The organism is Aquimarina sp. AU119 (assembly GCF_900312735.1).
GTDB classification, from domain to species: domain Bacteria; phylum Bacteroidota; class Bacteroidia; order Flavobacteriales; family Flavobacteriaceae; genus Aquimarina; species Aquimarina algiphila.
This window is the reverse complement of sequence record NZ_OMPF01000001.1, coordinates 429,034-445,556: the sequence shown is the minus strand read 5'-3', so window position 1 is coordinate 445,556 and position 16,523 is coordinate 429,034. Positions and strand designations below refer to the sequence as shown.

Genomic DNA, 16,523 nt, shown 5'->3' with positions numbered 1-16,523 from the left:
CACTACGAGAGACACTTGATTTGCTAACCAAATAGCTATTACTCCAGAATCATTTAACATAAAAAATCTCAATGAACTTACAAACATGTTCATGCTTTACAGTTCGTTTATCCTTTCTATTTATTCAGTAGAGTGATTTCTATATCCAATTGTACATAGAATTTGTCTAGAACAATTTTCCTCTATTTTGGGCCTTATAAGGCTTCCAAACTCGTGTATTAGTCTCTTGTTAATTTAACAACTAATAACAAATCTAAGTCAAACAAGTTTTATAGTTGCAAAAAATATTAGAAAATTTTGAACGTGTATTTGAGCTTTTTATTGAACGAGCTCTTGGTAGTCTTAAAACATTCATATCAGCTTATTACATTGATATGAGGATGAAAAGGGAACAAGATGTAATGTGTTTAATACAATAACTGGTCTTGATTCCTGCTATTAGGAAGAACCAATTTAAACCATAAAAAAAACCGAACAAATTGTTCGGGTTTTTAAGGTGGGGTCTTTAGGAATAGAATCGAACTTTTTAATGCGAGATTGGGAGTTAATTAGTAGATTTCCAATTGGTTATTGAAAATTTTGTTTTACATAATATTATACTAGTTAATAAATACTTATTAGTTGTTTGCTCTTTAGGCTAAGGAAACCGAAAGAACTTTGCTTTAGGATCACTGTTACCAATACCGACAGAGCCGTCATTTCTGATAAAAAATTGTGCTTTACCCAATCCTTTAGAACCAGGGACATGAAGGGTTAAAAAATCATCATTGTTTAGCCATTGACTCTTCACCATATCATATTTGACTCCATTAGTAGTATAAGACTGAATTGATTTACCATAAGGAATACTTATATTATCTATAAAATCAGTTTGTTGCGCAAAAAGTGGTTTAAATGACAAGATTAGTGCCAACACAACTATTATATTAAAAAGTCTATTAAAAGTTTTCATATTTTATGTTCGTTATTTATCTTTTAGATATTTGATTTGAATAAGGCACACACCATCTTATTTTTCTTATGGGGTTTTAAGAGTTAAAGATTTCGTGTACAGCTCTTTTTTATTTTTTGATTAGAAGTTTTTTGTTGATATGACCTCGTGAAGTATGAATTTTCGCAAAATACATCCCATCAGGATAGTCCAAAGTTTGAATGGTATGACTACTAGTATTCAATCCTGATTTATAATATATTCTTCTTCCAGTAATACTATAAAGTTCTATAAGCTGCATTTTACTGCTGCTTTCAATAGAGAGTCTATCTTTAGCAGGGTTAGGATAAATTGTAATATGATTCTCTATTGTTGGAAAAACCTCTTGTTCATTTGATTCCTCAGGAATTTCAGTTAACCTAGCAATACCACTAATAGGTTCGTTATAATATCCACAATCACTTGCTATTATATCTATTTTACTACCAGGTCGAGCGGTAAAACCAAATTGCAAAACTGTTTCTGAAGATTTTACATATAAATTACCAGAACTTTCTACCGTGTAAGGTTGTGTATGTGAAGACATTTGAGATGTTTTAACATTTCTATAGATGCTATTACCACTATTAATAGTAAAACCGTAAGCATTATATGTCGCATCTGTTTTACAAGCTGGATCCCTCCTATCAAAGATGTATGCAATATCATTTTTTAGGAAAATCAAAAAATCTTCAAGAAACAAACTACCCTTATACGTAAAGTCAAATCTTTCTGTCTCATTAATTTCAAAATTATTATTTTTATGAATATCCTGATAGAAATGAAAATTTTGATAGCGATAATTATCCCCCAGATTAGCCATTTCTGAGAAATAGAGTACATTATCTCCTTGAATATCTATTTGCTTAGGTAACCATTGTATATAATCAAAACTGTCTTCTTTTTTTAAATCATGAATATAAACCGGAATATCTCCTGAAATATCAGTTACTAGAACTGACGATTTAATAGGGTATCTTACTAATCCCAAAACAACTTTATCTCCTTCCATATCAAAATCAGAAAAAAATCGATAATCAGGTGAATTTACTAAATCAGTAAAAAGCACTTTCTTTTTCACCCATGTATTACCTTCTTTTTTAAATATATGTAATCCAGATTTTCTTAAAATTGCTATTGTATTGCCTTCTACTATAACTTTATCCCGATCTGAATAAACATTGTCATCTTGAATATCCAACTCTTGGTTTATATAACTCCCATTAATATAAGTAGCTCCATTACTTTCTAATTGATTATTCGACAATTTTTGAAGATTCTTAATATATAGTGTGTTAAAACTTATAAAAGCAAGAGTTTCACCATCAGAATCCCATTTGTAATATCTTAGATACCCTTCAGGTATTTCCTCTATAGTTGGCGCACTAATTGTTGAAGATTTAATAAAATAAACTGGGTTTGCAGCACGATAATCCAGTATATTTTCCCAATCTTTTTTGGGATTTTTCCCAACTGTCTGAGCTGTTATTCCATGATATTTAATACCAGGTGGAGCCTGAGGTCTTTTATAAGGTATTAATTTAAGAATAGAATTATTATCTATAAACTTAAACTTACCCATATTAGAATTTGTAGTAAATAAATCTAAGTCAACATCTTTTTGAAATTGGTTGTCTGTAAATGAATATAAATGGTAATTATTTGTATTCTCTCTATCTCTGTATTGTTCTGCTATACTAAATAATATTTTATTCTCTTTTGTAGCGTAATTATCATAAACTTCGACATTATCAAATTCATGTCTTATAATTTTATCAGCAGAGCTATAATCTGAGTATTTAGAACCTTTAATCGTAAAATTTTGAAATATTGTTTTTTTTGTCTCACCTACATGATTCCTATCATAAACTGTTGCCTCAACTTTCATGGTATACGGAAAAGCAGGTATTTCATCTAGCCAAGCCAGGTTTACTTCCATTTCAGGGATTGAGGATCGATTAATATACTCTATATCTTCGCAATCCAACTCACCAGAGTTATAACTACAAACTTCATATCCATTATTTTCAACATCGAAAAGATATCTTTGATATACCATTTTGCCATTAACTTTTATAGTCCAACTAATGTTTGAACAGGTACTAGCGTTACTATTCATAGAAAATTTAAGCTTAGGTTCCTGATTGAAAAAATCTGTAGTTAAAGAAATATCTGAGAATTGCACTTCACAAGGAGCTTCACAAAACCTCGTATTTGATTGTTTTACAAAAACGTGATTTGTCTTGGCTATTTTTTTAGGTCCAATCAATTGAGATTTTGGAGTAACTCTTAGAGAAACGTGTTGCAAATCTACTCCTGTACCAGAATTTTTCCTATAACATACGCTATGAGGCCCTCTTGTATAGGCGTATCTATTAAGGGCGTTCGTACCAAAATCCCAAAAATAATCTACTTCACTAGGATCTATGTTTTGGTATATAGTCGCATCTGAATATGATACACCAGGAGAATTATACCCGACTTCGACGGTATTCTGATCTCCATTAGAATCAAAATTCGGGGTTATAGACTGCTCATTAATGTCTCTAATATTAATTATAACAGATGCAGATGCTGATTGCCCATAATCATTTGTTATCGATAAAGTAACTGTGTAAGATCCTGTATTACTATAACTGTATACTTCTCTAAACGATCCTTCTATAGAGTGGCCATCACCAAAATCCCAATTGTATTGTACGTTTCCGATACTCAAAGAAACTTCTGGTATGAAATGAATAAGCGCAGTGTCAGAAAAATTGGATCCACAAGTAGAGGCATATGGATCAGAACAGGCTTTGAGACTTAGGGTTAAAGGCGGTAACTGAGCCTCTACATTTATATAATCGTTCTTAGTAATAGTATGCGAATTTCCTTTGGTATCATATACTGTTAAACTTACATCTTTGTCTCCAGATGTAGTGTACGCTACTGATGGATTTTGATCGTAAGAATAATTAGGCTCCCCAAATGGAAACTCCCAATACCAACCATCAATATCTCCAGAAGATTGATCAGAAAAATAAACCGTTAAAGGAGCCCTACCATCTGTAGTATTTACTGTAAAATCAGCAGCGAGCCCATCATTACCACTTCCCCCTTGATCAGAAATTGAAATGGTTTCAGAAAAATTTTCACAAGAAAATTTGTTTAATACTGTAACCTCGTACTCCCCAGTACATAAATTACTAAAAAATGCAGGATTTTCATGATCGATTCCATTTTGATCTTGATTGTAACTACTTGTACTTGAGGTTACATTAATTGAAAAAGGCCCTGCAAAAGAAACCTCTGAAGATACTGTAATAGTACCATTGCACAAAGTACCGGTGGCATTAGTATACGATGTCGAAATTTGAGCTTTGAGCGACCAAAAGCCAAATAAAACGAAAAATGGGATTAGATTTTTTATATATTTCATTGGTGTTATTGTTAGTTGTTTGTACATTTTAGAGCATATAATACAGCCTTTTGAGCGTCAACTAACCCATATCCATACTCATCATCTTTTTGAGCCTCGTCTCTACTTGCTCCGTGTTTTAAAGCTTCAATGACTTTTTCTCGTGTTTGTGATGGGTCGGCACTCCAAACTAAAGCTGCTATCCCTGCCATGGTAGCCGTTGCTGCTGAAGAACCACCGACAAAAGTAGTTTCCTCTGTACTTTGAGGTAAGCTCAAAACTCTTTTATCTCCTTTTTGCATTTTTACAACAAAGTCAATTTTTTTTCCTTTATGACACTCATCGCATTTGAAAAAAGTTCGATCACTGCTATAGTTTTTTACCCCAGTGATTCCTAATGTAGTGGATAAGACTCCAGGATAAGTTACGCCCCAGGTATTTTGAATCCAATCAGCGGCAGGGGATGTCCCCCCCGCACAAATAATTAATTTACCTAGGTTATAATTTCTTCTAATTGCATAGGTTAAATAAGGAAAATGATAGTTGCTACCCATAGACATACTAATAATTTTTACCTCTGGTTTTGTAGCCAATAGGTCTAGAGCCTTTACAACCCCAATCATTCTGTGATTGTGAAGTAATATTGGGTCATTTGTACCTTTTACCGTTATCATGTTACAATCAGGCGCCACACCCAATGGACCATTACTTGACGAAAAACCATCCATTTCGGGTGCCCCAATTATACCTGCCATTAGGGTACCATGTGCACAGTCTGAAAATGGTCCGTCTGATTCTGAAGGGTAATAACCAGGATCATTATTTATGGCAAACTCATCTGGCACTTGACCATATATCTTTGGACCATAAGTACCATAGTGTTCAATAGTTCTGTTACCTGCATTATAACCGTATGAAAACTTTTCGTTTAAACGAGGTTGATTGCTTGATATACCAGCGTCAATTAGACCAACGGTTATGCCGGCACCTCGCCCCTTATAACACTCATTATTTGTTAAAACCTCCCATGCCTTATCAATTTTGTGTGCTGGATCAAAATAATTCCAAGAAATCTTGCCGCTTTTTACATCATTAGGGTTCGTATGTTTAAAATGAGTATCTGGAATATACCTTGGGCGATTATGATCGCAAGCGCCACTATCTATGTCGTTGAGATCTCCTACTATTGTTGGGTAAGCAGAAGCAGTCTGGTTGAGTAACGTAACACTTGAGGAATTAGGAAGCCTCGGATCGTATTGCGAAGGGCTAAGAAACTTAACTGTTTCTAGGTCTCTTAATTGGGTAATCATCTCTAAGAACGGTGTGGTCACAATAAAAAAAGGTAGTGTTGGGCTGTCATATAGTATATAATTGTTCACATTTACATGCGAAAACCCTTTGTCATTCCATATTTCCTGAATTTGGTCCAATATGGACTGTTTAGCATTAGTCCATGGGGCAGAATTTATATTTACAGTATGGATGGTTTCCTCTAAATTACCATATCCCGATGGCGCATACCCAACCACAAGTTCTCGTTCATTATAATAAATGGCACTAAACAGTTCTATGTCGGACAATTGCAACCACCGAAATCCATCGTTTTTATTAAGGTTGTGGACTGTTGTATTTAAGATGTCTTTAGGGATTATATCACTATTTGTATTAGAAAAAGAAAAACTATGCCTAAAGACGTTTTCTCCCTCATCGCCAATAACCACAAATTCATAACTAGCGTTTTGAGTAGGATTATCTATACTAAATTGATATCCGCTGGTTATTACATTACCTTGATTGTCCATTAAAAATGCTGGACAGGATATTGTTGGAGTCTCTATATTTAAACATTCAGGAGAAAAATTAAATGATAAAGGTTGCCCTGATGTAAAATTATAACTTGATTGTATAGGAGTACACGAAACTTGACTAATTGCATATGTTTTATTAAATGAAGCATTACAAAATTCGTAACACAACACTAAAAACACACATAACAGCTTAAACTTTAATATCTTCATTGTAAAATGTTTAATTGAATGAATATTGAACTAAAAAAGCTTAATTCTGATTTTTTCTTATTTGTGAGATTTCCTCGGCCAACTGTTTGTTCTTTTTGTTAAGCTCAATAAGGTGTAAGGTTAGTTCTTCAATCTTTTGAAGGAGTTTAGCGTTCATTTCCCCTAGATTGATCCCATCTTTTTTTACTTGTTTGGCAGTTGGTATTTCAGGAAGGTGTTTATTTTTGTTAATAAACTTTTCTACTGCTTCTAATGGCATTAATTCGTAGTCTTTATCAAACACGAAATCTGCCCAAGGGTCTATTCTAACTCTAACTTCTGGAGCTCTCACAGAGCCACTAAATATAGCTGTACCATTACCATAAAAAGCCATACTCTTATACCAATCTCCATTAACATAACTCGTATATCCTAGTTGTACTTCACCATGTCTCTCATCACCTATTTGAACCTTCAATATAGCTTTGTCATACTGTACATCATCTCTAAAAATTCTAACACGATCTCCATTAATTCCTAAATTTTGGTCAATAAAATCAAAAACTTTAGCTTGCACAGTCCCATTTACATCGAGCGTATGAGCAGGGTCTGAAGTTCCGATCCCAACATTACCTCCTATGATAGAAAATTTATCGGTAGAATTTTCGAGCCCTAACACGAAAGATGAAAGATTGTTATCCAATCCCATATAAGCCCTTCTTATATTAGAGTTATCTAACCATTCACTGTATAACCAGGAATTATCTTCAGTTTGATACACTTGAATATTATCTCTCCCGCTTTTTAACCATATAGGTCCCTCTAGCTTATGATTCTGGGCATTAAGAATTGAATAAGAAATTAAAAAAAATAACAGAATAATTTTTTTCATGATAATATAGTTTTAGAAATTTATTTGCTGTTTTGAATATTATTTATATCATATGATATAGTTTTTTGCAGTGTATATAACAAAGTAATAGATAGGGCAGAAGTTTGATTTTAAGACGCTTTGTAGTATAACCTAGCATGGTAAAATTGAGTATTTAACAACAATTTAATTTGTCAAAAAATCTTTTTTTTAGATTATATTCATAAAAAAATCCCTTTTATTATAAAAGGGACTGTTCACTTAAAACGAAAAAGCCTAAAGGTAATTCACAAAAACTATTTTAATTTTTCTTTTTAAATACGTATTTTAAACCTCCTTGATTTAAAGACATTTGTTTGTTTGTTTTATCGAAGGTAATTTTAATATTAGCCTGCTCAAATTGAAAAACATCATCTCCTATAAAATCCAAAGGGAATTCATTTTGTCCAGTAGCTTTTGACCATAGCTTGTCTTCCTTTACAAAAAAAGAAACCTCTAACGGGACTTGATCTGAGGCATAAATACCTTCGTACACACTAAGGTCATTTTTAGATAAATTAAAAGATGTAATGCTTTCATTTTTTAGAGATATGTTAAAGATAGATGATATGACATTGTTAGCAATATCAAAATTATTCATTCTACTAGCATTCGATGTTATAGCGAGAGAATATCCTATCTCGGGTAAATAACCTAAAAAAGCTGAAGAGCCATCAATACCTCCAGTATGGCCAAGTATATATTTACCTTTCAACTCCATTGGAAAAATACCAGCTCCAAAATTATCTTTAAAATTTTTCATAATACTTAAACTGGTAAAATCAATTATTTTTCCATTAAACAAAGCGTTGGCAAAAACACATAGGTCTGAAGGAGTAGTTATTATGCTTCCTGCCCCTAATGGTATGGACATGTGAGTTTCAGGTGATTTCTCCCAATGTGATCCATAAACGTATGAATGAGATTCGTTATTTTCTGAATCAATTCTCCCTCCAAACTTAGTGTTTTTTAAACCTAAAGGTTTGATAATATACTTATCAATCAATTCAGCATATGTTGAGTCATACTTTTTTTGCAAAATTAAAGAGAGTATATAAAAATTAGAATTACTATACTCTGCCCTGGTATCTGGTTCAAATAAACTACCACCTTCAATTATTAATGATAAAATTTCATCCTCAGTTTTTGGTAGTATTTTCCACTTTTCAAATTCTGGATCATTAGTAAAATCATAAATTCCACTTCGATGATATAACAGATTATCTATAGTGATATTTTTTGCATTTTTTATTTTAGGAAAATAGGATTCAATAGTCTCAGTAAGTTTGATATTATTTTCCTCCAGAGCTTTAAAAACCAGAACAGCAGTAAATGTTTTGGAGATTGAACCTATTCTATACTTAGAAAAATCATTAGCTAGCAATCCCATATCTATATCAGTATATCCTATGCTTCTTTTATACACAATCGAATCATTCGACCGAACTGCTAAACTTCCATAAAAAACATTTTTTTTCTCTATATCAGTGAGATAATCGTTTAACTTATCCGAATTAAAATTCTGAGAAAAAGAGATTGAAAATGTTAAGAAAAACAGGAGCACTAAATAAAACCTCATACTAATAATTTTAATGCAAAAATTGTAAACAAATATGTCTTTTGTTTGTCAAAAAATCCTTAATTTTTTATAATTTCTTATGGATCAATTCATGAAACAACAAGATTTATGTCAAGCGTTGTATTTGTATACGATTATATAGAGAAGCAAGAGCGTTGAAAGGATAGTCAATAGCAAATTGATATAGAATAAAAAGGGAATAGAATCTTATGATAGAAAATTTTGAACCTTTGCTAGTCCTTCAGAAGAAATAGATATGAGTTTAGCTCTAATAAGGGAGATTAAGGGAAGAAACATGCACCAAGCTAGTGTTACCAAATCTTGAATGTTTTCAAAACACATGTAACAAAATAGATTCAAAAAATAAGATTGATCTAGGCCTAATTGATCACATATATGTATGAAAAATAACAGGAACAACAACTAAAAATTAGTAAGAATAGTCTATACTTCAATTTATTTCATAACATAATAATTTGATGGAGATACTTTAAAATTCTTTTTAAATAGTTTACTAAAAGTATGTACATCTGAATATCCTAAAATGTCCGATATTTCAGTTACAGAATATTGGCCTTTAAGTATTAATCTTTTGGATTTTTTCAATTTACATGAATTAATATATTGATGTGGAGTCTTTCCGAATACATTTTTGAAGGAATCATATAGATGAAATTTAGAAAGTAATGATATTGATGTCAGTTCATCTAAAGTTATTTTCTTTTCCAAATTATCATGAATATACTCTCTGGTTAACAGCAAGCGCTTCAAAACTTCATTTTTAGTAGACTTTTTTCTTGAATTAATGAATTCTGATATTTTATATATTTTTTTTTGATTGTTATGCATCGTCATTAATATTGACATGGCTTTTTCCTCGGCATCAGTATATATAAAATTTTCAGTAAAACTTTGATTATAAATAGATTTAAGCAATCTTCCGAAAGGATAATGATCCGCATTTAGAGGGTGTTCAAGATAAATACATTGTTCAGATGACACTTGATAAGGATCATCAATTAATTTTTCTAAATTATATGTAGCGTATGTATTGAATTCATTTTTTAACTTGTTAGAAATAACCAAACTTAATACATCAATTTTAAGTTCTTTATTATTAACGTAATCCCAACCTTCACTCGGGTTAGATACAATAAAAGTGTTGTCCTTGATATTTTTAAATTTACTCTTCCATTCTATAACACCTGCGCCTTTCTTGAAGTAAATAATAGTTAAATTATTATCTAAATAAGAGTAACTCTTTAACTGCGAATTAAAACGCATCATGTAATTTTCATTTTTACAAAAAACTGGAGGGGTATAAGTAGTCTTCTTTGAAAAATGATCGTAATATTTATTTTCAAAATCAATCATAAAACTAAACACGCAACAATAACAATCTAATTATTAATGAATTAAATAATACTAATAATTTACTTTCAACATAAACTGAAATCATCGCATGATGAAAACATATATATTCAAAATAAACATAAAGAAATACTAATAGTAAATTAAAAACCTGATTGTTAATTGCTTAAATACTTGGATTACAAAAAAAAGGAATTAAATATGATTTAATTTGTTAAAAAGTCATTTTTTGTAGATTAAGAAGTGCTATACAACTTGCTCGATTAAATAATATTCTTCAAAAAATAATCTTAATTAAATGCTAAATAGAATTTATTTAACTCGTAAATATTTGATATTTATATTTTTATGATTTTTCTTAAAACAGAAAACCTTTACAAAAACTTCAGATATCTGACAGTCAATTTTTTAAACAAAAAAAACCCGAACAATTTGTTCGGGTTTTTAAGGTGGTGCCTCCAGGAATCGAACCAGGGACACAAGGATTTTCAGTCCTTTGCTCTACCAACTGAGCTAAGGCACCTTGTTGTAAGCGGATGCAAATATAGAACGCTTTTTTTAATCCTCAAAAGAAAAAATTAAAAAAATCGTTTTGTACTTTTGCAACTTAGAAATAATGATATGAATCTTGTCGTTGATGTAGGGAATACGTATACTAAAATTGGAGTTTTTGATACATCTGAAATTGTTTATAAAAATACAATTAAACAGAATTCTTTTAAAGAGGAGATAGAGCGTGTGAAAAAAGAATACCCTTTGATTGCCAAAGCAATAGTTTCTTCTGTTGGAAATATGAATAAAGATCAAATACTGTATGTCAAGAATTCTTTTAATACTCTAATGTTAGATCATAAGGTTAACATGCCATTTAAAAATTTATACAAAACACCAAATACTTTGGGTATTGATCGTATGGTTCTTGTTGCGGCTGCAGTAGATCAGTTTCCAAAGAAGAATACCCTGATTATTGATGCAGGAACTTGTATTACCTACGATTTTAAAAATGAAAAAGAAGAATATATTGGTGGAGCAATAGCTCCCGGGTTACGATTACGATATAGCAGCTTAAATAATTTTACTGCAAAATTACCACTGTTAGAATTAACATCTCCCCAAAATCATATAGGAAAAAGCACAGAAGAAGCTATACATTCGGGTGTAGTTTTTGGAATTTTATATGAAATTAAAGGAGTAATTGAAGAATATTGCAACATTTATCCTGATTTAACAGTTATTTTAACCGGAGGAGATGCACATTTTTTGTCTAAAAGATTAAAAAATGGCATATTTGCCACTTCCAATTTTTTATTGGAAGGATTAAACTGCATTTTAGCTTTTAATAATAGTAGATGATAAAGAAGATTTTAGTAGTTGTATTAGTGCATATTGCGGTAATATCTTATGCTCAGGAGGGAACCTCTTCACCGTATTCTTTTTATGGAATTGGAATACCAAAATTTAAAGGAACGGTAGAAAATAGATCGATGGGGGGATTAAGTGTACTTGCAGATAGTATTCATTTAAATCTTCAGAATCCAGCATCATTTAGTGAGCTTGGATTAACCTCATATACGGTAGGAACATCATATCGTAATTTTAAATTAAGTAATGCAAATGAATCGTCCTCAGGAGAGAATGCATCATTAGATTACCTTGCTATAGGTGTTCCAGCAGGTAAATTTGGATTCGGATTTGGAGTTATACCACTTACTTCTGTAGGATATCGTATTAATAATATTGTAGATGACGGATCAGAATTTCAATTTGAAGGGACTGGTGGTTTAAATAAGGTTTTTTTAGCTACTGGGGTTAAAGTTAACAAGAATCTAAGCGTAGGTGTAGATTTAAATTATAACTTTGGAAATATTGAAAATAAAACAATACTTAGAAGGCCTGATGTACAGTTTGATACCAGAGAAATAACCAGTACAGATTTATCAGCTTTTAGTTTGTCTTTTGGAGTAAGGTATAAGACTATGGTTTCTGAAAAACTAGAGCTGGTTGCTTCGATTGTGTCAACACCATCTTTTGAGTTAAAAGCAGATGGTACCAGAGAACTAGCTACTGTAGTAATTGCAAATAATGGTAGAGAGACGGTAGCAGAAAGACAAGAAATAAACGTTGGTGATCAAAAAATTGATCTTCCTGCCGAGTTTAAATTCGCTAGTGGTATAGGACAGCCAAGAAAATGGTTTGTTGGAGGAGAATATACATATCTTGATTCTGGAGAATTTACTAATATTGTATCTGGTCAGGATAATGTTGAGTATGAAAATGCTTCAAGATTTAAAGCAGGAGGATACTATATCCCTAAGTATAACTCGTTAACGAGTTATTTTAGTCGTGTTGTTTATCGGGCAGGATTTCGATATGAAGAAACAGGATTGAATATAAATGGAAATTCGATTGATGAGTTTGGCATATCTTTTGGAGTAGGACTACCAGTTGGCAGATTATTCTCTAATGCTAATATAGGTTTTGAGTATGGTCAACGAGGGACAACAGATTTTGGATTAGTTAAAGAAGAGTTTTTTAACGTTTCTTTAAGTTTATCATTAAATGATAAATGGTTCAGGAAAATAAAATTTAATTAAATACAATAATTAACACAGCTATGAATACGAAAGTTTTATTTGTTATAGCAACAGGATTAGTTTTGAGTACTACAAGTATAAATGCTCAAGCTACGGACTGTGCAACGACAGCTTCTATTGCTTATGAACATGCAAAGGTAAAGAACTATGATGCGGCAGAAGAGCCATTATGGAAAGTAAGAAAAGAATGCCCTACATATAGTGTTGCGACGTATCAATTTGGAAAAAAATTGTTAGAAGCAAAATATAAAAAAGCTTCTGGGGCGCCTAAAACAACTTTGGCAAATGAATTGATTGCCTTGTGGAAAGAACGTTTTCAGTATTTTCCGGGAAAGACCAAAATTGGAGATATGCATTCTGATATAGGTCAACTCATGTATGATAATAAAATTGGTACTAAAGAAACTCAATTTGCTGAATTTGATAAAGGATATTCAGAGGATAAGAAAAACTTTAAAAGACCAAAAAAGTTATACACGTATTTCTCACTTTTTGTAGATCTTCACGGTGAAGGAAAAAAAGAACTTCAGGGCGTTTTTGATTTGTATGATGATGTTACAGAAAAAATCGAAAATGAAGAAAATAGGTTAGCAAAAATTATTGCAGAACTTACAGAAAAAGAAGAAGCAGGTACAGCTTTGTCTTCTAAAGAGAAAAGAGCATTAAAAAACTCAGGAATTAATTTAACAGCTTTTAGTAAAGTAAAAGCTGGAATTAATCAGAAATTAGGAGAATTAGCAGATTGTAAAAACCTGATTCCTTTATATACAGGACAATTTGAAGCAAAGAAGGCTGATATAAATTGGTTAAAAGGTGCTGCAGGTAGAATGTCTGCAAAAGAATGTACAGAGGATCCATTATTCTTTAAGTTGGTAGAGGCATTACATAAATCAGATCCTTCTGCTAAAACAGCTTACTATTTAGGACTTTTAGCTTTAAAAGATAAAAAGACTACTACTGCATTAAAGTATTTTAATCAATCAGCAGAATTAGAAACTAAATCAAGTGATAAGGCAAAGGTATACTTCAAAATTGGTGAGATAATGAAAAAGCAAGGTAGTAAAGGAAAAGCCAGAAGCTACTATAGAAAAGCATTAAAACAAAAACCTTCTATGGGGATATGTTACTTGAGAATAGCAAGTATGATTGCTAGTAGTGCAAATAGTTGTGGAACCGACGTGTTTAGTAAAAGAGCGGTATATTGGTTGGCTGAAAACTATGCTAGAAGAGCTGGGAAAATAGATCCAAGCTTAAAGTCTACAGCAAATAAATATGCAGCAAATTATCGCGCTAAGGCTCCGACAAAGACAGATATTTTTAACAACCCAGGAATAACATCCGTTAGTGTTGGATGTTGGATTGGAGAAACCGTTAAGGTGCCTAAACTGTAATGCAGGATAAAAAAAAATATATATTAATGAACATTGTCATAGCATTTGCTGTGACAATGTTTTTTTCATGCCAATCTAAAAAAATAACTTCTCCCGATTATTTAGAATCCGAAGAAGCTCCTATTGCAGAAGCTTTTGAAGTAAATCTTAAATATACTGATTCAGGAAGGCTTACCGCTATATTAAAAGCATCTAGAATTTTAGACTATTCTAATCGATCTTTTGCGTATCATGAGTTTCCAGAAGGAATCATATTAGATATTATAGATGAAGATGGAAAAGTAAGTGTGGTTACCTCTGATTATGCAATTTCTTATCAGGAAACAGGAATAATTGATATGAGAGGTAATGTAGATATCCTAACAGCAGATAGTACACATTTGCAAGCAAAACAATTGTATTGGAATCAAAACCTTAGCTGGGTATTTACCGATCAATCGTATAAAAGTTATCTCCCGGATGGTACTATTAATGAAGCAGATGGTTTTGATGCTAATCAGGATTTTACTATCTTGAATTCAAGAATTAATGACGGAGTAATGTTTATAGAGGAGTAATCCACTACTATGAAGAAAGTATTTAAATTTTTTGAATATGCCTATTTAGTAATTATGTGCTTTTTTTTATATGAGGCATATGAAGAATGGGGGCAAGAAGGAGGGAGAAGTATGCTCTATCTTTTTTTTGCAATAGCAGCGATCTTTATGTTTTTTTTTAAAAGAAACTTTAGAAAAAGATTTGAAGCAAATAACAAGAACTAATTCATGGAATTACATTTTATTGTTATTATACTTTGTTTAATTCTTTCAGCTTTTTTTTCAGGGATGGAAATTGCTTATGTTTCCTCAAATAAAATTCATATTGAAATTGAAAAAAAACAAGGAGGGTTTATATCAAATATCCTTACTCGTTTAACCAAAAAACCCTCTAAGTTTATTGCAACAATGCTTGTTGGTAATAATGTGGCTTTGGTGATTTATGGGTTGTATATGGGAGAGGTATTGATGAGTCTATTTAGTTCGTTACTACCATCACCATATTGGGTATTAGACTATTTTATTACAGAATTAAATCTTTTGACCCAAACCATTATTTCTACAGGGATTATTTTAATTACTGCTGAGTTTTTGCCAAAAGTATTTTTTCAAATTTACTCAAATACGTTGCTTAAAATATTTTCTTTTCCTGCTTATGTCTTTTATATTATTTTTTCGCCAATTTCATCATTTGTAATCTGGGTTTCAGATTTTGTGCTCAAGAAGTTTCTAAAAACTGATGGAGATCAGGTTCAGCTAGCTTTTAGTAAAACAGAATTAGGGGATTATATCAGTGAGCAGATGGAGACCGTTGAAAAAGATGATGAAATAGATAGTGAAATTCAAATTTTTCAAAATGCTCTTGATTTTTCTGATGTCAAATCAAGAGAGGTAATGATTCCTAGAACCGAGGTGGTTGCTGTAGAGAAATCCCAATCTATAGAAGAAGTTAGTAAAATATTTATAGATACCGGGTTGTCAAAAATAATTGTATATAACGGCAATGTAGATGATATTATAGGGTATGTACACTCTTTTGAATTGTTTAGAAAGCCAAAGTCTCTAAGAGCAATTTTACTTCCTGTAGTTTTTGTACCAGAGACAATGTTTGTAAAAGATGTGCTTAATCTTTTGACAAAAAAACATAAAAGTATAGCGGTTGTTATCGATGAGTATGGAGGTACTAGTGGTATTATTACTGTAGAAGATATTGTGGAAGAGCTATTTGGTGAGATTGAAGACGAACATGATTCTATAGAACTTATTGAAGAACAAGTTGCTGATGATCAATATAGGTTTTCTGCAAGAATAGAAGTAGATCATATCAATGAATTGTATAAATTAGACCTTCCTGAAGATGAAAATTACGAAACCCTGGGAGGGATGATTGTAAATCATACAGAAGAAATTCCACAACAAGGAGATGAAGTAAAAATAGATGGATTTAGAATTAAAATTATAGAGACTTCTAATACCAAAATTGAAATTGTCGAATTACAAGTGATTGCTGAGGAGTGATTTTGGTTCTTGTTGATTTAAAATAAAAGTCGATTCTTCTCGGTTTTTATGTGCTCCTTATTTTAAAAAGTTTCCTGATACCGTTAATATGTATACTATTTTTTGTGCCTTTACTTTTAGGAAGTTTATAGCTTGCTGTTACATGTAAAATAACACAATTTTTTATTGTTTATCGAGTTATAAAACAATAAAAAGATGATTTAATTTAGGTAAAAATGTATCATAAAGACTTTGTTGACCTTATTTACATAAAAAAA

At 31.5% G+C, this 16,523-nt stretch carries 12 protein-coding genes and 1 tRNA gene; 6 read left to right on the top strand and 7 right to left on the bottom strand.

Going from position 1 to position 16,523, the window contains the following annotated elements:
- Nucleotides 1-637 precede the first annotated feature (637 nt).
- From DK442_RS01835 to DK442_RS01805, 7 genes are all read right to left on the bottom strand, one after another.
- The gene (locus DK442_RS01835) at nucleotides 638-952 is read right to left on the bottom strand and encodes a hypothetical protein (protein WP_160114013.1); all 315 of its coding nucleotides are present in this window, start codon (nucleotides 950-952) and stop codon (nucleotides 638-640) included.
- 109 nt (nucleotides 953-1,061) lie between these two features.
- Nucleotides 1,062-4,391: a PKD domain-containing protein gene (locus tag DK442_RS01830; protein ID WP_160114012.1), complete on the bottom strand. Its 3,330-nt coding sequence runs from the start codon at nucleotides 4,389-4,391 to the stop codon at nucleotides 1,062-1,064.
- A gap of 11 nt (nucleotides 4,392-4,402) precedes the next feature.
- Complete coding sequence (locus tag DK442_RS01825) at nucleotides 4,403-6,388, bottom strand: S8/S53 family peptidase (protein ID WP_109434133.1); 1,986 nt, start codon at nucleotides 6,386-6,388, stop codon at nucleotides 4,403-4,405.
- A 40-nt stretch (nucleotides 6,389-6,428) separates the two neighbouring features.
- Nucleotides 6,429-7,259: a hypothetical protein gene (locus DK442_RS01820; RefSeq protein ID WP_109434132.1), complete on the bottom strand. Its 831-nt coding sequence runs from the start codon at nucleotides 7,257-7,259 to the stop codon at nucleotides 6,429-6,431.
- Nucleotides 7,260-7,539: 280 nt separating this feature from the next.
- A complete protein-coding gene (locus DK442_RS01815) occupies nucleotides 7,540-8,856 on the bottom strand; it encodes a serine hydrolase (protein WP_109434131.1) in 1,317 nt (438 codons plus the stop codon).
- A gap of 456 nt (nucleotides 8,857-9,312) precedes the next feature.
- Entirely contained in the window at nucleotides 9,313-10,143 is an 831-nt protein-coding gene (locus DK442_RS01810) for a helix-turn-helix transcriptional regulator (RefSeq protein ID WP_160114011.1), read from the bottom strand.
- A gap of 534 nt (nucleotides 10,144-10,677) precedes the next feature.
- Nucleotides 10,678-10,750: transfer RNA gene (locus tag DK442_RS01805), tRNA-Phe, on the bottom strand.
- Between the two features lie 98 nt (nucleotides 10,751-10,848).
- On the opposite strand from DK442_RS01805, the gene DK442_RS01800 reads away from it, so the two are divergent.
- From DK442_RS01800 to DK442_RS01775, 6 genes are read left to right on the top strand one after another with little or no spacing between them, the layout of a single operon-like run.
- The gene (locus DK442_RS01800; protein WP_109434129.1) at nucleotides 10,849-11,580 is read left to right on the top strand and encodes a type III pantothenate kinase; all 732 of its coding nucleotides are present in this window, start codon (nucleotides 10,849-10,851) and stop codon (nucleotides 11,578-11,580) included.
- Nucleotides 11,577-12,821 (top strand): hypothetical protein, encoded by a 1,245-nt coding sequence (locus DK442_RS01795; RefSeq protein WP_109434128.1) that lies wholly within the window; start codon nucleotides 11,577-11,579, stop codon nucleotides 12,819-12,821. The genes DK442_RS01800 and DK442_RS01795 overlap by 4 nt, the downstream gene beginning before the upstream one ends.
- Nucleotides 12,822-12,841: 20 nt before the next feature.
- On the top strand, nucleotides 12,842-14,212 hold the full coding sequence (locus DK442_RS01790; RefSeq protein WP_109434127.1) for a M48 family metallopeptidase: 1,371 nt from the start codon (nucleotides 12,842-12,844) through the stop codon (nucleotides 14,210-14,212).
- 26 nt (nucleotides 14,213-14,238) lie between these two features.
- Nucleotides 14,239-14,769, top strand: a complete 531-nt coding sequence (gene lptC / locus DK442_RS01785) for an LPS export ABC transporter periplasmic protein LptC (RefSeq protein WP_160114010.1) — start codon at nucleotides 14,239-14,241, stop codon at nucleotides 14,767-14,769.
- A gap of 9 nt (nucleotides 14,770-14,778) precedes the next feature.
- The gene (locus tag DK442_RS01780; RefSeq protein ID WP_109434125.1) at nucleotides 14,779-14,973 is read left to right on the top strand and encodes a hypothetical protein; all 195 of its coding nucleotides are present in this window, start codon (nucleotides 14,779-14,781) and stop codon (nucleotides 14,971-14,973) included.
- A 3-nt stretch (nucleotides 14,974-14,976) separates the two neighbouring features.
- The gene (locus DK442_RS01775; protein WP_109434124.1) at nucleotides 14,977-16,266 is read left to right on the top strand and encodes a hemolysin family protein; all 1,290 of its coding nucleotides are present in this window, start codon (nucleotides 14,977-14,979) and stop codon (nucleotides 16,264-16,266) included.
- Nucleotides 16,267-16,523: the final 257 nt, after the last annotated feature.